Annotated in this window: 22 protein-coding genes; 2 read left to right on the top strand and 20 right to left on the bottom strand. The window is 72.4% G+C overall.

Translation table 11 applies throughout. From position 1 onward, the window contains the following. Positions 1 to 148 precede the first annotated feature (148 nt). The 9 genes from trpA to hisI form a co-directional block, all read right to left on the bottom strand. Positions 149 to 964 (bottom strand): tryptophan synthase subunit alpha, encoded by an 816-nt coding sequence (gene trpA / locus ACFWR9_RS06855; RefSeq protein WP_383836615.1) that lies wholly within the window; start codon positions 962 to 964, stop codon positions 149 to 151. Next, on the bottom strand, positions 961 to 2,247 hold the full coding sequence (trpB, locus tag ACFWR9_RS06850) for a tryptophan synthase subunit beta (protein ID WP_383836612.1): 1,287 nt from the start codon (positions 2,245 to 2,247) through the stop codon (positions 961 to 963). Before trpB ends, trpA begins: the two co-directional genes overlap by 4 nt. Positions 2,248 to 2,360: 113 nt before the next feature. Continuing rightward, positions 2,361 to 2,555: a tryptophan biosynthesis modulator TrpM gene (gene trpM, locus ACFWR9_RS06845; protein ID WP_383836609.1), complete on the bottom strand. Its 195-nt coding sequence runs from the start codon at positions 2,553 to 2,555 to the stop codon at positions 2,361 to 2,363. A gap of 21 nt (positions 2,556 to 2,576) precedes the next feature. Next, positions 2,577 to 3,386 (bottom strand): indole-3-glycerol phosphate synthase TrpC, encoded by an 810-nt coding sequence (trpC, locus tag ACFWR9_RS06840; RefSeq protein ID WP_383836606.1) that lies wholly within the window; start codon positions 3,384 to 3,386, stop codon positions 2,577 to 2,579. A 121-nt stretch (positions 3,387 to 3,507) separates the two neighbouring features. Continuing rightward, positions 3,508 to 3,960: a DUF2752 domain-containing protein gene (locus ACFWR9_RS06835; RefSeq protein WP_383836603.1), complete on the bottom strand. Its 453-nt coding sequence runs from the start codon at positions 3,958 to 3,960 to the stop codon at positions 3,508 to 3,510. Positions 3,961 to 4,054: 94 nt separating this feature from the next. Beyond that, positions 4,055 to 4,306: an HGxxPAAW family protein gene (locus ACFWR9_RS06830; RefSeq protein ID WP_383836600.1), complete on the bottom strand. Its 252-nt coding sequence runs from the start codon at positions 4,304 to 4,306 to the stop codon at positions 4,055 to 4,057. A 110-nt stretch (positions 4,307 to 4,416) separates the two neighbouring features. Further along, positions 4,417 to 5,058 (bottom strand): TIGR02234 family membrane protein, encoded by a 642-nt coding sequence (locus ACFWR9_RS06825; RefSeq protein ID WP_383836597.1) that lies wholly within the window; start codon positions 5,056 to 5,058, stop codon positions 4,417 to 4,419. Between the two features lie 84 nt (positions 5,059 to 5,142). Further along, positions 5,143 to 6,642: an anthranilate synthase component I gene (locus tag ACFWR9_RS06820; RefSeq protein WP_383836860.1), complete on the bottom strand. Its 1,500-nt coding sequence runs from the start codon at positions 6,640 to 6,642 to the stop codon at positions 5,143 to 5,145. A gap of 20 nt (positions 6,643 to 6,662) precedes the next feature. Beyond that, positions 6,663 to 7,145: a phosphoribosyl-AMP cyclohydrolase gene (hisI, locus tag ACFWR9_RS06815; RefSeq protein ID WP_383836595.1), complete on the bottom strand. Its 483-nt coding sequence runs from the start codon at positions 7,143 to 7,145 to the stop codon at positions 6,663 to 6,665. A gap of 81 nt (positions 7,146 to 7,226) precedes the next feature. On the opposite strand from hisI, the gene ACFWR9_RS06810 reads away from it, so the two are divergent. Next, complete coding sequence (locus ACFWR9_RS06810) at positions 7,227 to 7,862, top strand: TIGR03085 family metal-binding protein (protein ID WP_383836592.1); 636 nt, start codon at positions 7,227 to 7,229, stop codon at positions 7,860 to 7,862. A gap of 9 nt (positions 7,863 to 7,871) precedes the next feature. Here the strand turns inward: ACFWR9_RS06810 and ACFWR9_RS06805 are convergent, their stop codons facing one another. From ACFWR9_RS06805 to hisD, 11 genes are all read right to left on the bottom strand, one after another. After that, positions 7,872 to 9,089, bottom strand: coding sequence for an MFS transporter (locus ACFWR9_RS06805; RefSeq protein WP_383836857.1), 1,218 nt, complete (start codon positions 9,087 to 9,089; stop codon positions 7,872 to 7,874). 49 nt (positions 9,090 to 9,138) lie between these two features. Continuing rightward, a complete protein-coding gene (locus ACFWR9_RS06800) occupies positions 9,139 to 9,513 on the bottom strand; it encodes a hypothetical protein (protein WP_383836589.1) in 375 nt (124 codons plus the stop codon). Then, positions 9,510 to 9,728, bottom strand: a complete 219-nt coding sequence (locus ACFWR9_RS06795; protein ID WP_125491024.1) for a hypothetical protein — start codon at positions 9,726 to 9,728, stop codon at positions 9,510 to 9,512. The genes ACFWR9_RS06800 and ACFWR9_RS06795 overlap by 4 nt, the downstream gene beginning before the upstream one ends. Positions 9,729 to 9,795: 67 nt before the next feature. Beyond that, positions 9,796 to 10,551: an imidazole glycerol phosphate synthase subunit HisF gene (hisF, locus tag ACFWR9_RS06790; RefSeq protein WP_383836584.1), complete on the bottom strand. Its 756-nt coding sequence runs from the start codon at positions 10,549 to 10,551 to the stop codon at positions 9,796 to 9,798. 16 nt (positions 10,552 to 10,567) lie between these two features. Beyond that, on the bottom strand, positions 10,568 to 10,963 hold the full coding sequence (locus ACFWR9_RS06785; RefSeq protein WP_376356464.1) for a RidA family protein: 396 nt from the start codon (positions 10,961 to 10,963) through the stop codon (positions 10,568 to 10,570). After that, the gene (priA, locus tag ACFWR9_RS06780; RefSeq protein WP_383836853.1) at positions 10,960 to 11,685 is read right to left on the bottom strand and encodes a bifunctional 1-(5-phosphoribosyl)-5-((5-phosphoribosylamino)methylideneamino)imidazole-4-carboxamide isomerase/phosphoribosylanthranilate isomerase PriA; all 726 of its coding nucleotides are present in this window, start codon (positions 11,683 to 11,685) and stop codon (positions 10,960 to 10,962) included. Before priA ends, ACFWR9_RS06785 begins: the two co-directional genes overlap by 4 nt. Positions 11,686 to 11,702: 17 nt before the next feature. Further along, entirely contained in the window at positions 11,703 to 12,353 is a 651-nt protein-coding gene (gene hisH, locus ACFWR9_RS06775; protein ID WP_383836581.1) for an imidazole glycerol phosphate synthase subunit HisH, read from the bottom strand. After that, entirely contained in the window at positions 12,344 to 12,508 is a 165-nt protein-coding gene (locus tag ACFWR9_RS06770) for a hypothetical protein (protein ID WP_031031034.1), read from the bottom strand. The genes hisH and ACFWR9_RS06770 overlap by 10 nt, the downstream gene beginning before the upstream one ends. A gap of 3 nt (positions 12,509 to 12,511) precedes the next feature. Continuing rightward, positions 12,512 to 13,105: an imidazoleglycerol-phosphate dehydratase HisB gene (hisB, locus tag ACFWR9_RS06765; protein WP_383836578.1), complete on the bottom strand. Its 594-nt coding sequence runs from the start codon at positions 13,103 to 13,105 to the stop codon at positions 12,512 to 12,514. Beyond that, complete coding sequence (locus ACFWR9_RS06760; RefSeq protein ID WP_383836575.1) at positions 13,102 to 14,211, bottom strand: histidinol-phosphate transaminase; 1,110 nt, start codon at positions 14,209 to 14,211, stop codon at positions 13,102 to 13,104. The genes hisB and ACFWR9_RS06760 overlap by 4 nt, the downstream gene beginning before the upstream one ends. Continuing rightward, the gene (gene hisD / locus ACFWR9_RS06755) at positions 14,208 to 15,551 is read right to left on the bottom strand and encodes a histidinol dehydrogenase (protein ID WP_383836572.1); all 1,344 of its coding nucleotides are present in this window, start codon (positions 15,549 to 15,551) and stop codon (positions 14,208 to 14,210) included. The genes ACFWR9_RS06760 and hisD overlap by 4 nt, the downstream gene beginning before the upstream one ends. Before the next feature lie 201 nt (positions 15,552 to 15,752). Here hisD and ACFWR9_RS06750 point away from each other — a divergent pair, with 201 nt between their 5' ends. Further along, complete coding sequence (locus ACFWR9_RS06750) at positions 15,753 to 17,330, top strand: oxidoreductase (RefSeq protein WP_383836569.1); 1,578 nt, start codon at positions 15,753 to 15,755, stop codon at positions 17,328 to 17,330. Positions 17,331 to 17,355: the final 25 nt, after the last annotated feature.

The following is a 17,355-nucleotide window of genomic DNA, read 5'->3' as shown; positions in this document are numbered from 1 at the left end:
CGGTCTGCCCGGCCGGGGCGGGGGGTGTTGGTTTGTGTAGGTTGGTCCCACACACCCCCCCCCCCCCCCCCCGCCGGCGGGGGCCCCCCCCCCCCCCCCCCCGGTCCGAGGTCCACCCGTACGAGGGACCCTTGTCACGTGCCCGTCGTCACGCCTGGCCGCGCACGCCCTGCGCGAGGTCGGCGGCGAGGGCGCGGACGCCTTCCAGGCCGGCCGCGTCGTCGGGGGCGTCCAGCATGCGCTTGACGAACGCCGAGCCGACGATCACGCCGTCGGCGAAGCCGGCCACCTCGGCGGCCTGCGCGGCGTTGGAGACGCCCAGTCCGACGCAGACGGGGATGTCGGTGGTGGCGCGGGTGCGCCGCACCAGGTCCTCGGCCTGCGCGCCGACCGACTCACGGGTGCCGGTGACGCCCATGAGGGAGGCGGCGTAGACGAAGCCGCTGCCGGCCGCGGTGATCTCGGCGAGCCGCGCGTCCTTGCTGCTGGGCGCGACCACGAAGACGGTGGCGAGCCCGTGCTTCTCCGCGTGCTCCCTCCACAGCCCCGCCTCCTGGACCGGCAGGTCGGGCAGGATGCACCCGGCGCCGCCGGCTTCGGCCAGCTCGGCGGTGAACCGCTCGACGCCGTAGCGGTCGATGGGGTTCCAGTACGTCATGACGAGGATCGGCTTGCCGGTGGCCGCGTGGGCCTCCCGGACCGTGCGCATCACGTCGGCGATGCGGACGCCGCCCTTGAGGGCGATGTCGTCGGCGGTCTGGATGACCGGGCCGTCGAGCACCGGGTCGCTGTGCGGCAGACCCACCTCGACGACGTCGGCGCCGCCGTCGAGCGCGGCCTTGATCGCCTCGATGCCGCCGTCGACGGTCGGGAACCCGGCCGGGAGGTAGGCGATGAGGGCGGCGCGGCCCTCGGACCTGGCCGCGGCGAGGGTGTCGTTCAGCAGCTGTACGTTCCCGCTCACTTGGCGTCCCCCTCGATCTCCGCGGCGGTGCCGGCCTCGTCGGCGGCGACCTCGGCGTCGGTGTCGTACAGCCCGAAGTAGCGGGCGGCGGTGTCCATGTCCTTGTCGCCGCGGCCGGACAGGTTGACCACGATCAGCCCGTCCTTGCCCAGCTCCCTGCCGACCTCCAGGGCGCCGGCCAGCGCGTGGGCGCTCTCGATGGCCGGGATGATGCCCTCGGTGCGCGACAGCAGGCGCAGCGCCTGCATGGCGGCGTCGTCGGTGACCGCGCGGTACTCGCCGCGGCCGGAGTCCTTGAGGTAGGAGTGCTCGGGGCCGATGCCCGGGTAGTCCAGACCGGCCGAGATCGAGTACGGCTCGGTGATCTGGCCCTCGTCGTCCTGGAGGACGTAGGAGCGGGAGCCGTGCAGGATGCCGGGTTCGCCCGCGGTCAGGGTGGCCGCGTGCTCGCCGGTCTCCACGCCGTGCCCGGCGGGCTCGCAGCCGATGAGGCGGACGTCCGCGTCGGGGATGAAGGCGTGGAAGAGGCCGATGGCGTTGGAGCCGCCGCCGACGCAGGCGATCGCGGCGTCGGGGAGGCGTCCGGCCTGCTCAAGGAGCTGGCGGCGGGCCTCGACGCCGATGACGCGGTGGAAGTCGCGCACCATCGCCGGGAAGGGGTGCGGTCCGGCGACGGTGCCGAAGAGGTAGTGCGTCTGGTCGACGTTGGCGACCCAGTCGCGGAACGCCTCGTTGATGGCGTCCTTCAGGGTGCGGCTGCCGGACTTCACGGCGATGACCTCGGCGCCGAGCATGCGCATACGGGCCACGTTCAGGGCCTGGCGCTGGGTGTCGATCTCGCCCATGTAGATGGTGCAGTCGAGGCCGAAGAGGGCGCAGGCCGTCGCCGTCGCCACGCCGTGCTGGCCGGCGCCGGTCTCGGCGATCACGCGGGTCTTGCCCATGCGCTTGGTGAGCAGGGCCTGGCCCAGCACGTTGTTGATCTTGTGCGAGCCGGTGTGGTTCAGGTCCTCGCGCTTGAGGAAGACGCGGGCGCCTCCGGCGTGCTCGGCGAAGCGGGGTACTCCGGTGAGGGAGCTGGGGCGGCCGGTGTAGTGGACCAGCAGGTCGTCGAGTTCTCGGGCGAACTCGGGGTCGTGCTTGGCCTTGTCGTACTCGACGGCGACCTCGTCCACGGCGGCTACGAGGGCCTCCGGGATGAACTTGCCGCCGAACGCGCCGAAGTAGCCTTCGGTGGTGGGGACTTGACCCTCCGGGTCGGGGATGAAGAAGTTGCTGGGCATGCGGAAGCCTCACGGTGAGTGTCGTTTGGGACTAATCGCCGTGGGGGCGGGGTGTTTTCTGTCGGCTGCGGCCCGTGTGTGGCTGGTCGCGCCCACGCGACGGAGTCGCAGATTCAGTACAGCCCCGCGCCCCTAAAGAAGGGGCGTTGCCATCGCCGTCCGTTGACTTGGCCCGGCTCGTCTCCGATGACGTACCGCACGCGGCGGCCGTGGATCCGGCGCGCGGGGGCGCGGCAGCCGCGGGGGCGGCAGCCTCGCGCCAGGCGCGCGTACGGATCCCTGGCGGCCAGGGTGAGTGGGAGCGTCATCGTCGGTCAGCCTACCGGGGGTCAGCCCCGGCCGTGGCGCAATGCCGGGTGTTCGCCGGCGGCGACCAGGTCGGAGACCGCCGTCTTCGGGTCGCGGCCGGTGACCAGGGACTCGCCGACCAGGACGGCGTCGGCGCCCTCGTTGGCGTAGGCGATGAGGTCGTGCGGGCCGCGGACGCCGGACTCGGCGACCTTGACGATGTGCGCGGGGATCTCCGGGGCGACCCGTTCGAAGGTGCCGCGGTCGACCTCCAGAGTCTTCAGGTCGCGCGCGTTGACGCCGATGACCTTGGCGCCCGCGTCCACCGCGCGTTCGACCTCGTCCTCGTCGTGCACCTCGACGAGCGGGGTGAGGCCGATGGACTCGGCGCGCTCGATCAGGGACTCCAGCGCCGGCTGGTCGAGCGCCGCGACGATCAGCAGCACGAGGTCGGCGCCGTGCGCGCGGGCCTCCCACAGCTGGTACGAGGTGACGACGAAGTCCTTGCGCAGCACGGGGATGTCCACGCGGGCGCGGACCGAGTCCAGGTCGGCCAGTGAGCCGCCGAAGCGGCGCTCCTCGGTGAGGACGGAGATGACGGCCGCGCCGCCCGCCTCGTAGTCCGCGGCGAGTCCGGCCGGGTCGGCGATGGCCGCCAGCGCGCCCTTGGACGGGCTGGAGCGCTTGACCTCGCAGATGACCTTGACGCCGTCGCCGCGCAGGGCGGCCACACCGTCCTTGGCGGGACGGGCCTTGGCCGCGCGCTCCTTGAGCTCGTCGAGGCTGACGCGCGCCTGCCGCTCCGCGAGGTCGGCACGGACTCCGTCGATGATCTCGTCGAGCACACTCACGCGAGCGGCCCCCTTTCAGACGGCGAAACCGGTGGTCACTCCGATGGTATCCGGAGCGGAGCACGGGGCCCGAATCCGGCCGCCGCCGGTCCCTCCCCCATCCTGGACATTCATCGGATGATCAAGGGCGGAGCCAGCCACCGAACGACAGGTTCCGGACAACCGTGAAGACCAGCACCAACGTCCCCAGGGCCCACAGGTGGACCGGTCCCAGCTCGACCCGCAGCGGCCGGCCGCGGGCCGCGCGGATCACCCAGACGGTCCACAGGACGGCGAACCCCAGATAGCCCAGGACCGCCGGAGCGTTGGCGTGCAGCGCGGCGAGCAGGTCCCCGTGGACGAAGGCGTGAGCGCTGCGCAGGCCGCCGCAGCCGGGGCAGAGGACCCCCGTGAAGCGGAGCAGGGGACAGACGGGGTAGTGCCCGGGTTCGTTGGGGTCCACGGCGCCCACGTACGCGAAGGCCCCGGCGACCGCCGCGAGCACCGCGGCCGGGACGGCGAGGCGCGCGGCCCGGCCCTTCGGTACGGCGTTGGTCGGGGTCGGCTGTGCGGTCTCGGCGTCCACGCACCGCATTCTGCCTCCGGCGCTCTCCACGCGCACGTGAGGGGCGGTCCCGGCACCTGTGTGCCGCTCCGCCCCTCGGGTGGGTCCGTGACCGCCGTGCGGGTCAGCCCTTGGCGTCGGCCGGGGCGCGCTCGCCGGCGACCTGGTGCACGGGGTGGTTCTGCTTCGGCTGGCCGAGGCCCATCATGCGCATGATGTAGCCCACCACACCACCGAGGACGACGACCACGAGGCCGGCCCAGAAGCCCAGCGGCTGGTCCGCCACCATGAACATGCCCGCGATGCAGAAACCGATGAAGGCGATGATGACACCGGTCCAGGCGGCCGGGGTGTGACCGTGGCTGCTGCCCGCCATTGCTTGCTCCTCGTTGCTGTGTGCCATGTCTGAGCAGGACGCTCGTACCCATTGTCCCGCACGGCCGCACGCGCGGTGAGCGGGGGTGCTCCGGCGGGGGAAGGGCCGCGTCAGGCGCTGGTGGGGTCCTCGCCGCGGTCGATGGCCTTCCAGAGGTCCTCGGGGCGGTCCGGGTCCACGGTCTGCGGCTTGCGGCGCGGGCGCGGGGTGCCGTCGCGCTCGTAGCGGCCGGACATCGCGGGCCACTGGCGGCCGTAGCGCAGCGCGAGCAGCCCCGCGAGCAGCAGCAGGGCGCCGCCCACGGCCGCGACGTACGGCCACGCGGTGTGCGAGAGGACGTCCACGGTGGCCGAGGTGTCGCCGGCGGCCTTCGCGGCCTGGTCGTCCAGCGCGGAGCTGTCGGAGGCGCCGGCCAGGGCGGCCGCGACGGTGCCCGCGCCGCTCAGCGCGAGCAGGCCGGCCACCGCGAAGCGGCCCGCGCGGCGGACGGCGAACACGGCGACGAGCGCGGCGAGGCCCACTATGGCGAGCGCCGCGGGGACGCCCGTGACGTCGCTGCCCGTGGCGGTCAGGGGGAACGCGCCGCCGGCCACCGTCGCGGTGCCCTCCGCCCACTCCTGCCGGGTGGCGAGCAGGGCGACGGCGGCGCCGAGTGCACCGCACAGCAGGGCGACGGCGAGGCTCCGCCGGCCGGCCCGGGCGGGTCCTGCGGCTGGGGTACGGGGGTGAGGAACGGCTGTCACGTACTCCACTATCACCCGAACCCCGGGCGAACCGTCACCCGGGGTTCGGATTGGCCGGCGTGAGAATCGCCCCACCACTCCGGCCGGTTGGCCCTATTGCGCCAGCCGGTTGGCCGTGTGTACGGCGCGCAGCACCGCCGCCGCCTTGTTGCGGCACTCGGTGTCCTCGGCGACGGGGTCGGAGTCGGCGACGATGCCGGCGCCCGCCTGGACGTAGGCGGTGCCGTCGCGCAGCAGCGCCGTGCGGATGGCGATGGCGGTGTCGGAGTCGCCCGCGAAGTCGAGGTAGCCGACGCAGCCGCCGTACACGCCGCGCCGGGAGGGTTCGAGTTCGTCGATGATCTGGAGGGCGCGCGGCTTGGGGGCGCCGGAGAGGGTGCCGGCCGGGAAGCAGGCGGTGAGGACGTCGAAGGCGGTGCGGCCCGGGGCGACGCGTCCGGTGACCGTCGAGACGATGTGCATGACGTGCGAGTACCGCTCGACGGACATGAAGTCGACGACCTCGACGGAGCCGGGTTCGCAGACCCGGCCGAGGTCGTTGCGGCCGAGGTCGACCAGCATCAGGTGCTCGGCGCGCTCCTTGGGGTCGGCGAGCAGTTCGTCGGCGAGGACCTGGTCCTCCTGCGGGGTGGCGCCGCGGGGCCGGGTGCCGGCGATGGGGTGCACCATGGCCCGCCCGTCCTCGACCTTGACCAGGGCCTCGGGCGACGATCCGACGACGTCGAAGCCGTCGAGGCGGAGCAGGTACATGTACGGGGAGGGGTTGGTGGCCCGCAGCACCCGGTACACGTCCAGCGCGCTCGCCGTGCACGGCGTCTCGAACCGCTGGGAGGGGACGACCTGGAAGGCCTCCCCCGCGCGGATGCGCTCCTTGATGTCCTCGACGGCCTCCCGGAAGTCGGGGCCACCCCACAGGGCGGTGTACTCGGGCAGCTCTGACGGCGGCAGGGCGGCCGGGGGCTGGGCGACCGCGCGCGTGAGGTCGGCCTCCATGACGTCCAGGCGGGCGATCGCGTCGGCGTAGGCCTCGTCGACGCCGGTCTCCAGGTCGTTGTGGTTGATCGCGTTGGCGATCAGCAGGACCGAGCCCTCCCAGTGGTCCATGACGGCGAGGTCGCTGGTGAGCAGCATGGTCAGCTCGGGGAGCTTCAGGTCGTCCCGCTCCCCCGGGCCGACCTTCTCCAGACGGCGGACGATGTCGTAGCCGAGGTAGCCGACCATGCCGCCGGTGAAGGGCGGCAGGCCCAGGTCGTGGGCGAGGTCGCGGGGGGTGTGCAGGGCCTCGACGGTGGCGCGCAGGGCGGTGAGGGGATCGCCGTCGGTGGGGACGCCGACGGGCGGGGTGCCCTGCCAGTGGGTCTCGCCGTCCCGCTCGGTGAGGGTGGCGGCGCTGCGGACGCCGATGAAGGAGTAACGGGACCATTGGAACGCCGCGCGGCCGTTCTCCGCGGACTCCAGCAGGAAGGTGTTGGGGCGCTCGGCGGCGAGCTTGCGGTACAGCGCCACGGGGGTGTCGCCGTCGGCGAGGAGCTTGCGGCTCACCGGGATCACCCGGCGGTCGGCGGCCAGCTTGCGGAAGGTCGGGAGGTCCATGTCGTCCATGGCGGCAGACCCTACTGACCCGCGCCGGGCGCGTCGGCACCCGCGCCGTCCGTGCCCTCGGCGGCCTCGGCGCCCTCGGCGCCCTCGGCGGCCTCGGCGCCCTCGGCGCCCTCGGCGCCCTCGGCGCCCTCGGCGAGGAGCACATCGGCGTCGAAGCAGGTGCGGGCGCCGGTGTGGCAGGCGGCGCCGACCTGGTCGACCTTGACCAGGACTGTGTCGGCGTCGCAGTCCAGGGCGACGGACTTCACCCACTGGAAGTGCCCGGAGGTGTCGCCCTTGATCCAGTACTCCTGCCTGCTGCGCGACCAGTAGGTGCAGCGTCCCGTGGTCAGCGTGCGGTGCAGTGCCTCGTCGTCCATCCAGCCGAGCATCAGCACCTCTCCGGTGTCGTACTGCTGGGCGATGGCGGGCAGGAGGCCGTCGGCGCTGCGCTTGAGGCGGGCCGCGATCTCCGGGGCGAGCGGGCTGGGCGGCCGGGGGGAGCTGCTGGTCATGCGCCCATTGTGCCGCGCGGGCCGGACACACCCCGGCGCCGTCCATTGGGCGGACCCGGCCGGGCGCCGTAGGCTGGCCGCATGTCGACTTTCGCCAAGCGTGAACGACTTCTGCTCGCGGACCTGTTGGAGACGGCGGGCCCGGACGCACCGACCCTGTGCGAGGGCTGGCGGACCCGCGACCTCGCCGCGCACGTGGTGGTGCGCGAGCGCCGGCCGGACGCCGCCGGGGGCACCCTGATCAAGCAGCTGGCGTCCCGGCTCGACCGGGTGATGGAGGAGTACGGCGAGAAGCCGTACGAGGAGCTGCTCCAGCTGATCCGTACCGGCCCGCCCCGGTTCTCGCCGTTCCAGCTCAAGCAGGTGGACGAGGCGGCGAACACGGTGGAGTTCTACGTCCACACCGAGGACGTCCGCCGGGCCCGGCCCGACTGGTCCCCGCGCGAGCTGGACCCGGTCTTCCAGGACGCCCTGTGGTCCCGCCTGGAGCGCGCCGCCCGGCTGATGGGCCGGGGCATCCCGACGGGCCTCGTCCTGCGCCGCCCGAACGGCCAGACGACCGTCGCCCACCGGGGCACACCGGTGGTGACGGCCACTGGCGAGCCGTCCGAGCTGCTGCTGTTCGCGTACGGCCGGCAGGACGCCGCCGACGTGGAACTGGAGGGCGAGAAGGCCGCGATCGCCAGGCTGCGGGAGACGAAGCAGCTCGGGCTCTGAGTCCGCCGCTCACTTCGGCAGTTCGGCCCGCCGCAGGCCCGGCGCGCACAGGGCGACGACCCCGCCGAGCGCGCAGACCACCGCGCTGACGACGAAGACCGGACCGGTGCCCCAGACGCCGATGGCGGCGGCGGACAGCGGCATGCTCAGGGGCGCGATCCCCAGGCTGACGATCCCGGCCACCGCCGTGACGCGCCCCAGGTAGGCGGTGTCGGTCTGGGTCTGCAGCAGGGCTCCGCACACGGCGCCGCTGAGCCCCGTGAGCAGCCCCACGAGGACCGCGGTGCCGACGGCCACGGGGAGGCCGGGCGCGTACGCCAGGGCGGCGATGGCGGCGGCGCCGGGGATGATGGCTCCGGCGGCGACCAGACCGGCGTGCGGGACGCGTCCGCGCACGGTCAGCAGCAGCGCCGCCGCGCCGGCCCCCGCTCCGAAGCCGCCGAGCACCCAGCCCATGCCGGAGGCGCCCCAGCCGCGTTCGTCCGCGAGCAGGGTGAGGCCGACGTTGAGCGGACCGACGAAGCCTAGGTCGCCAAGGGCGATGGTGATCATCAGCGGGCCGAGGACGCGGTGCCGGCGGACGTGGCGGAGGCCGGCCCGCAGGTCGCGCCAGGCGGTGGTGTCCGTGGCGGCGGTGGCCTCATCGGGGGGCAGCTCGCGGACCCGTACGGAGATCAGCAGCGGCACGGACACGGCGATCAGCAGCCCCGCGCACGCGAAGGCGGCGGCCGAACCGCCCACCGCCACGCCGAGCCCGCCGAGCGGGGCGCCCACGACGGCGGCGAAACGGATGCCGAGGCCGCGCATGCCCTGGACGCGGGCGAGCTGGTCCTTGGTGGTGATCCGCGCGGGGAGCGCGCCGACGGCGGGCAGGAACACGGCGTCGACGGTGCCGAAGACGACGGCGAGCAGCGCGAGCAGCCACAGCCCGGGGTCGGTCACGAAGAGCACGGCGGCCACCGCGAGGACCGTGCCGCACCGTACGGCGTCACTGCCGATGACGACCCTGCGCGGCCCGAACCGGTCGGCGACCACGCCGCCGCCCAGCATCAGCAGCGCACGCGGCACCGCGCTCACGGCGGTGACGATCCCGGCCTGCGCGGCAGTGCCGTTCTGCACGGCGGCCCAGGACAAGGCCAGGTAGAACACCATGTCGCCGACCATGGAGGCCGTGTAGGCGGCCACCCAGCGCAGGACGTTGGGGTCGCGGTGGGCGGGGCGTTCCATGGCGAGGGACGCCCCGCGAGCGGGTATGTCCGTGCGGTCGGTCACCGGTTCATTCAGCCCAGTCGCGGAGCAGGCGGGCGGTTTCGGGGAGGTCGGCCTCGTCGCTTCGGATGTCGGCGACGAGCTTGGCCCAGTCGCCGGGCCTTGGATCGAGCGGCGTCCCCGAGGCCTCCATGTACGCGCGGATGCAGCCGATACCGATCGACGCGTTGTAGTCCGTGAACGGCCTGAGTCTCAGCGCGGTGTGCAGGAACGTCGCAGCTCGGCTCGGGATCTCCTCGTAATAAGGCTCTCCCGCCACCCGCTCGTACCTGTGCCTCTCGGCCATGCAGTACAGCGCGCCCCAGTCCCGGATGGGCGTGTTCGGCGGTGAGACCTCCACCTGGACGCAGAGGACCCACCCTGCGTCGACGTAGAGCGTCACCGGAGTCCCACCGGGAAGCGCTCCTCGAAGTCGGCCATGATCTCGCGGGCGTACTTCGAGGCGCCCTCCACGAACCGCTGCTTCTGCCGTCGGCGCACCACGTCCTCGGTCAGTATGTCGTGCGCCAGCCGCTTGATCGCGACGCCCTGCTCCTTGGCCTCCGCGCGCAGCTCGGCCAGCTCTTCCTCGGTGAACTCAATCGTGATCCCAGGCATATGAGCACGTTAGCCAACCTGGAACCATGATCACTACCGCGCTCACTACCAAGAGCGACACCTCGAACTAGCGAACGGGGTGTCCCGCCTCGCGCAGCGTGCCCTTGACCTGGCCGATTCGCAGGTCGCCGAAGTGGAAGACGGACGCCGCCAGTACCGCGTCCGCGCCCGCCGCCACGGCGGGCGGGAAGTCGGTGAGGCGGCCCGCGCCGCCGGAGGCGATCACCGGGACGGTCACGTGGCGCCGGACCGCCTCGATCATCTCCAGGTCGTAGCCGTCCTTCGTGCCGTCCGCGTCCATCGAGTTGAGCAGGATCTCCCCCGCGCCCAGCTCCGCGGCCCGGTGCGCCCACTCCACCGCGTCGATGCCGGTGCCGCGCCGACCGCCGTGGGTGGTCACCTCGAAGGTGCCCGCCTCGGTGCGCCGCGCGTCCACGGACAGCACGAGGACCTGACGGCCGAACCGCTCGGCGATCTCGCGGATCAGGTCGGGCCGGGCGATGGCGGCCGTGTTCACGCCCACCTTGTCCGCGCCGGCCCGCAGCAGCTTGTCGACGTCCTCGGTGGTACGCACGCCGCCGCCGACGGTCAGCGGGATGAACACCTGCTCGGCGGTGCGCCGCACCACGTCGTAGGTCGTCTCGCGGTTGCCCGACGAGGCGGTGATGTCCAGGAACGTCAGCTCGTCGGCGCCCTCGGCGTCGTACACCTTGGCCATCTCGACGGGGTCGCCCGCGTCGCGCAGGTTCTGGAAGTTGACGCCCTTGACGACCCGGCCGTCGTCCACGTCCAGGCAGGGGATGACTCGGACCGCCAGGGTCATGAATCCACGGCTCCTCTTACTGTCCTCTGAATGCTTCCACTTCCACCGACACCAGGACCCGCGAGTCGATGAAGCCCTCCACGACCAGCAGGGTCGTCACCGGGCGTACGGCGTCGAACAGCTCTTTGTGGGCGCGGCCCACCGCATCGACATCGCGTGAATGTGCCAGGCACACACGCGTCCGGATCACGGACTCGATGCCGAGCCCGAACTCACCGATCGCCTCGACCGCGGTGGCGAAGGCCACCTTGGTCTGTTCGTACGGGTCGCCGTCGCCGTACAGCACGTCGCCCTTGAAGGCGGTCGTTCCGGCCACGATGACATGATCACCCGCCGCCACGGCCCGTGCGAAACCGAAGGACTCTTCCCAGGGACTTCCGCTCTGCACACGCCGTACGGCTTCGGATGTCATGACGCCACAGCCTCCAAGGCTTCTTCCAGGGTGAACGCCTTCGCGTACAGGGCCTTCCCTACGATGGCCCCCTCGACACCGGCCGGGACGAGACCGGCGATGGCGCGCAGGTCGCCCAGGGAGGAGACGCCGCCGGAGGCGACGACCGGGCGGTCGGTGGCCGCGCAGACGTTCTTCAGGAGTTCCAGGTTGGGGCCCTGGAGGGTGCCGTCCTTGGCAATGTCGGTGACGACGTACCGGGCGCAGCCCTCCTTGTCGAGGCGGGCCAGCGTCTCGTAGAGGTCGCCGCCGTCGCGAGTCCAGCCGCGGCCGCGGAGCGTGGTGCCGCGTACGTCGAGACCGACGGCGATCTTGTCGCCGTGCTCCGCGATGATCCCGGCGACCCACTCGGGGGTCTCCAGGGCGGCCGTGCCCAGGTTCACCCGCGTGCAGCCGGTGGCGAGCGCGGCGGCGAGGGTGTCGTCGTCGCGGATGCCGCCGGACAGCTCGACCTTGATGTCCATGGCCTGCGCGACCTCGGCGATCAGCGCACGGTTGTCCCCGGTGCCGAACGCGGCGTCCAGGTCGACGAGGTGCAGCCACTCGGCGCCGGAGCGCTGCCAGGCGAGGGCGGCCTCCAGCGGGGAGCCGTAGGAGGTCTCGGTGCCGGACTCGCCGTGCACGAGGCGGACGGCCTGGCCGTCGCGGACGTCGACGGCGGGGAGGAGTTCGAGCTTGCTCATCTCTACCGGGCTCATCTCTACAGGGTCTCGATCCAGTTGGTGAGGAGCTGGGCTCCCGCGTCACCGGACTTCTCGGGGTGGAACTGCGTGGCCCACAGGGCGCCGTTCTCCACCGCGGCCACGAAGGGCTTGCCGTGCGTGGACCAGGTGACCTTGGGCGGGGCGATCAGCGCGTTGAGCGACTCCTGGGTCCAGTCGTGGACGGCGTAGGAGTGCACGAAGTAGAAGCGGGCGTCCGCGTCCAGGCCGGCGAAGAGCTGGGAGTCGGCCGGCGCGTCGACGGTGTTCCAGCCCATGTGGGGCACGATGTCGGCCTGGAGCGGGCCGACCGTGCCGGGCCACTCGTCCAGGCCCTCGGCTTCCACGCCGTGCTCGATGCCGCGCGCGAACAGGATCTGCATGCCCACGCAGATGCCCATCACCGGGCGGCCGCCCGACAGCCTGCGGTCGACGACCCAGTCGCCGCGGACCGCCTTGAGGCCGTCCATGCAGGCGGCGAAGGCGCCGACGCCGGGGACCAGCAGCCCGTCGGCGTTCATGGCCTTGTCGTAGTCACGGGTGATCTCGACGTCGGCTCCCGCGCGCGCGAGGGCGCGCTCGGCGGAACGGATGTTGCCGAAGCCGTAGTCGAAGACGACGACCCGCTTGGCGGGGGAGGTCAATTCCACACCTCCAGGCGCAGGACGCCCGCGAACAGACACATCGCGGCACCGATGGAGAGCAGCACGATCAGGCCCTTGGGCATCTGCTGCTTGGCGAAGGAGTAGATGCCGCCGAGGAAGAACAGGCCGACGACGATCAGTGCGGTGGACGTACCGTTCATGGGTTACAGCGCGCCCTTCGTGGAAGGCAGGATGCCGGCCGCGCGCGTATCGCGCTCCGAGGCGTAGCGCAGGGCCCGGGCCAGCGCCTTGAACTGGCACTCCACGATGTGGTGCGCGTTGCGCCCGTACGGCACGTGTACGTGCAGCGCGACCTGGGCCTGGGCGACGAAGGACTCCAGGATGTGCCGGGTCATCGTGGTGTCGTACTCGCCGATCATCGGCGCCATCTTCTCGGGCTCGGTGTGCACGAGGTAGGGGCGGCCGGACAGGTCGACGGTGACCTGGGCGAGGGACTCGTCCAGCGGGACCGTGCAGTTTCCGAAGCGGTAGATGCCCACCTTGTCGCCGAGGGCCTGCTTGAAGGCGGCGCCCAGCGCGAGGGCGGTGTCCTCGATGGTGTGGTGGGAGTCGATGTGCAGGTCGCCGTCGGTCTTCACGGTCAGGTCGAACAGACCGTGCCGGCCGAGCTGGTCGAGCATGTGGTCGTAGAAGCCGACGCCGGTGGCGATGTCGGTCTTCCCGGTGCCGTCGAGGTCGATCTCGACGAGGACCGATGTCTCCTTGGTCGTACGCTCCACGCGTCCCACGCGGCTCATGTGTTCTGCTCCTTCTTGACTTCACGTACCGCGTCGAGGAACGCGTCGTTCTCCTCCGGGGTTCCGGCGGTGACCCGCAGCCACCCCGGTACGCCGTTGTCCCGGACCAGCACGCCCCGGTCGAGGATCTCCCGCCAGGCCTCGTGGGAGTCCGCGAACCGCCCGAACTGGACGAAGTTCGCGTCGGACTCGGTCACCTCGTAGCCGATGGCGCGCAGTTCGGCGACCAGCCGGTCCCGCTCGGTCTTCAGCTGCTCGACGTACTTCAGCAGCGTGTCCGTGTGCTCCAGGGCGGCCAGCGCGGTCGCCTGGGTCACGGCCGAGAGGTGGTACGGCAGTCGTACGAGCTGTACGGCGTCGACGACGGCCGGGTGCGCGGCGAGGTAGCCGAGGCGCAGGCCCGCCGCGCCGAACGCCTTCGACATGGTGCGGGAGACCACGAGGCGCGGCCGGCCGTCCAGCAGCGGCAGCAGCGAGGCGCCGTGGCTGAACTCGACGTAGGCCTCGTCCACGACGACCATCGAGGGCTTCGCCGCCTGGGCTGCCTCGTACAGGGCGAGGACGGTCTCGGCCGGGACGGCGTTGCCGGTGGGGTTGTTGGGGGTGGTGATGAAGACGACGTCCGGGCGGTGCTCGGCGAGGGCGCGCTCGGCGGCGGGCACGTCGATGGTGAAGTCCTCGTGGCGCGGACCGGAGATCCAGCCCGTGCCGGTGCCGCGCGCGATGAGGCCGTGCATCGAGTACGAGGGCTCGAAGCCGATCGCGGTGCGGCCCGGGCCGCCGAAGGTCTGGAGCAGCTGCTGGATGACCTCGTTGGACCCGTTGGCCGCCCAGACGTTGCCCGTGTCCAGCGGGTGGCCGGAGGTCTTCGTCAGGTACTCGGCGAGCCTGGTGCGCAGCTCGACCGCGTCCCGGTCCGGGTAGCGGTTGAGGTCGCGGGCGGCCTCGCGGACCCGCTCGGTGATCCGCTCGACCAGCGCCTCGGGCAGCGGGTAGGGGTTCTCGTTGGTGTTCAGCCGTACGGGCACGTCCAGTTGGGGCGCGCCGTAGGGGGACTTGCCGCGCAGCTCGTCCCGTACGGGGAGATCGTCGATTCCGAACGTCACTTGCTTTCCGGGACCTTCCACTCGAACCTCGCCTTGATCGCCGCCCCGTGCGCGGGCAGGTCCTCGGCCTCCGCGAGCGTCACCACGTGGTGCGCGACCTCGGCGAGCGCGTCGCGCGTGTAGTCGACGATGTGGATGCCGCGCAGGAAGGACTGCACGGACAGGCCCGAGGAGTGGCAGGCGCAGCCGCCGGTGGGCAGGACGTGGTTGGACCCGGCCGCGTAGTCACCGAGGGAGACGGGCGCCCAGGGGCCGACGAAGACGGCGCCCGCGTTCTTCACCCGGTCGGCGAGGGCGGCGGCGTCGGCGGTCTGGATCTCCAGGTGCTCGGCGCCGTAGGCGTCCACGACGCGCAGGCCCTCGTCCATGCCGTCGACCAGGACGATCGCGGACTGGCGGCCCTTCAGCGCCGGGACGATCCGGTCCTCGATGTGCTTGGTGGCCTCGACCTGCGGCTGGAGTTCCTTCTCGACCGCGTCCGCGAGGTCGACGGAGTCGGTGACCAGGACGGCGGCGGCCAGCGGGTCGTGCTCGGCCTGGCTGATCAGGTCGGAGGCGACGTGCACCGGGTCGGCGGTGGCGTCGGCGAGGACCGCGATCTCGGTCGGGCCGGCCTCGGCGTCGATGCCGATCTTTCCGGTGAAGTAGCGCTTGGCCGCGGCGACCCAGATGTTGCCGGGGCCGGTGACCATGTTGGCGGGCGGGCAGGACTCGGTGCCGTACGCGAACATCGCGACGGCGGTGGCGCCGCCCGCCGCGTACACCTCGTCGACGCCGAGCAGGGCGCAGGCGGCGAGGATGGTGGGGTGCGGGAGACCGTCGGCTGGGTCATTCTCAAAAGCGGAGGCCTGGGCCGGGGAGGCGAGCGCGATCGACTCGACGCCGGCCTCCTGCGCGGGCACCACGTTCATGATCACGGACGACGGGTAGACCGACCGGCCGCCGGGCGCGTACAGCCCGACCCGTTCGACCGGCACCCACTTCTCGGTGACCGAGCCGCCGGGCACGACCTGCGTGGTGTGGGTGGTGCGGCGCTGCTCGCGGTGGACGAGACGGGCGCGGCGGATGGACTCCTCCAGGGCCGCGCGCACGGCCGGGTCCAGCTCCTCCAGCGCGCGCGTGAGCGCGGCGGCCGGGACCCGGACCTGGGCCAGCTTGACCCCGTCGAACTGCTCGGCGAAGTCGATCAGCGCCGCGTCGCCCCGATGATGCACGGCCTCGCAGATCGGACGCACCTTCTCCAGGGCGGCCGAGACGTCGAAGTCGGCTCGGGGCAGCAGGTCGCGCAGGGCGGGGCCCTCGGGGAGGGCGTCGCCGCGCAGATCGATTCGGGAGATCACGGAACCAATTCTCTCAGACCCGCGTCGGGCACGGTTCGCGCGTATCAATGGCTGATACAGAACGCGACGGCCCCGCGCGGCCCACGGGTGACTCACCCGAATCAGTGCTCACTTTGAGTGTTCGGAGTGTCACCCGGTGGGCATGAACGGTTGTACGAAGAGTGAGCGACCGACGAGTAGTTGGGGAGGGAGTGAAGTGCTGTGACCGTAGTGGTGGGTCCCCGTGACGGAGAGCTGCCGGACGACCTGACCGCCGCCGAGGCCGGCATGTGGCAGGCCTTCCGCAACGGCAGCGTGTACGACCTCAGCAGCGGCGACGCGCTCGTCGACGACCCGCACGGCGGGCATCCGTGGGGACCGGAGCGGAGCGTGCGGGCCCGCATCGTGTGCTGGCTGCTGCTCGACGGTCCGCCCGCGCTCGCGGGCCGGGTGGCCTCACTGCAGCTGACCGGCGTGCGGATCAGCGGCACGATGGACCTCGCCGGCGGCACCGTGGAGCCGTACGTCGAGCTGCGCGGCTGCCGGTTCGAGCGGGAGGTGCTGCTGCCGGAGACCCGGTTCACGACCGTGCGCCTGGTGGACTGCTGGGTGCCGCGCCTTGAGGCGGCCCGGCTGCACACCGAGGGCGACCTGCACCTGCCCCGCTCCCGCTTCCCCGGCGGCATACGCCTGACGGACGCGCGGATAGGCACCGACCTGCTGCTCAACCAGGCGATCGTGCACCGGGACCGCCACGGCCGTTCCATCGCCGCGGACGGCATGACGGTCGGGCAGGACCTCCAGGCCGAGATGCTGGAGTCGCACGGCGAGGTGAGTCTGCGCAGCGCCCAGGTCGGCGTGTCGCTGAGCCTGCGCGGCGCCCGGCTCCTCAACCCGTACACGCGGCACGCGCTCAACGCCCCGCAACTGACGGTGGAGCGCACGCTGTACCTGACCCCGGCCGGTCTTGGCAGCCCACTGCTGCGCGGCACCACCCCTGCCCAGGGCACACGCATCCAGCGCTTCGAGTGCGAGGGCGGGGTGCGGCTGGACGACGGGCGGTTCGGCGACGCGCTCGACTTCGAACACGCCCGGTTCGCCTTCACCGACGACCAGGAGCTGTCGCTGCGCCGGGTGCAGACGCCCGAGCTGCGGTTCCTGGGCGAGCGGCCGGCGCGCGGCCGGGTGGTGCTGTCGGGGGCGCGGGTGGTCAACCTGATGGACCGGGCGGACAGCTGGCCCGGTCCCGGCCGGCTGCACATGGGCGGCTTCACCTACGAGAACCTGGTGCCGCGGGGGCCGTTCCCGCTGGAGAAGCGGCTGCGCTGGGTGGGCGCCGCGACCGCCGAGTACAACCCGGAGCCGTACGAGCGCCTCGCCGCCGTGCTGCGGGCCGGCGGCGAGGACGAGGTCGCCCGCGAGGTGCTGCTCGCCAAGCACCGCCGGCGCCGCGAGAGCCTTCCGATCGCCGCGAAGCTCGTCGGGTACGCCCAGGACTGGACGGTCGCCTACGGCTACCGGCCGGGCCGGGCCGCGGTGTGGATGGCGGTGCTGTGGGCGGCGGGCTCGCTCGCCTTCGCCCGTACCGAACCGCCGCCGCTGAAGACGGGCGAGCACCCGGACTGGAACCCGGCCCTCTTCGCCCTCGACCTGCTCCTGCCGGTCATCGACCTGGGCCAGGCCGGCTTCTGGCAACTCCACGACGCCTGGCAGTGGCTGGCAACGGCCCTGGTATTGCTGGGCTGGATCCTGGCGACGACGGTGGCGGCGGGCGCGACCCGCCTGCTGCGCAGAAGCTGAGCCGGACGACCGGCAGCCGCCGACG

It is taken from the genome of Streptomyces sp. NPDC058534 (assembly GCF_042717365.1).
Taxonomy (GTDB): domain Bacteria; phylum Actinomycetota; class Actinomycetes; order Streptomycetales; family Streptomycetaceae; genus Streptomyces.
This window is presented reverse-complemented; position numbering and strand designations above follow the sequence as displayed.

Bases quoted from the DNA above. Each gene is read 5' to 3' on its own strand.
- trpB (WP_383836612.1), bottom strand. From the start codon at position 2,247: ATGCCCAGCAACTTCTTCATCCCCGACCCGGAGGGTCAAGTCCCCACC.
- trpM (WP_383836609.1), bottom strand. From the start codon at position 2,555: ATGACGCTCCCACTCACCCTGGCCGCCAGGGATCCGTACGCGCGCCTG.
- ACFWR9_RS06835 (WP_383836603.1), bottom strand. From the start codon at position 3,960: ATGCGGTGCGTGGACGCCGAGACCGCACAGCCGACCCCGACCAACGCC.
- ACFWR9_RS06830 (WP_383836600.1), bottom strand. From the start codon at position 4,306: ATGGCGGGCAGCAGCCACGGTCACACCCCGGCCGCCTGGACCGGTGTC.
- ACFWR9_RS06820 (WP_383836860.1), bottom strand. From the start codon at position 6,642: ATGGACCTCCCGACCTTCCGCAAGCTGGCCGCCGACCGCCGGGTGATC.
- hisI (WP_383836595.1), bottom strand. From the start codon at position 7,145: ATGACCAGCAGCTCCCCCCGGCCGCCCAGCCCGCTCGCCCCGGAGATC.
- ACFWR9_RS06810 (WP_383836592.1), top strand. From the start codon at position 7,227: ATGTCGACTTTCGCCAAGCGTGAACGACTTCTGCTCGCGGACCTGTTG.
- ACFWR9_RS06805 (WP_383836857.1), bottom strand. From the start codon at position 9,089: ATGGAACGCCCCGCCCACCGCGACCCCAACGTCCTGCGCTGGGTGGCC.
- ACFWR9_RS06795 (WP_125491024.1), bottom strand. From the start codon at position 9,728: ATGCCTGGGATCACGATTGAGTTCACCGAGGAAGAGCTGGCCGAGCTG.
- hisF (WP_383836584.1), bottom strand. From the start codon at position 10,551: ATGACCCTGGCGGTCCGAGTCATCCCCTGCCTGGACGTGGACGACGGC.
- ACFWR9_RS06785 (WP_376356464.1), bottom strand. From the start codon at position 10,963: ATGACATCCGAAGCCGTACGGCGTGTGCAGAGCGGAAGTCCCTGGGAA.
- priA (WP_383836853.1), bottom strand. From the start codon at position 11,685: ATGAGCAAGCTCGAACTCCTCCCCGCCGTCGACGTCCGCGACGGCCAG.
- ACFWR9_RS06770 (WP_031031034.1), bottom strand. From the start codon at position 12,508: ATGAACGGTACGTCCACCGCACTGATCGTCGTCGGCCTGTTCTTCCTC.
- hisB (WP_383836578.1), bottom strand. From the start codon at position 13,105: ATGAGCCGCGTGGGACGCGTGGAGCGTACGACCAAGGAGACATCGGTC.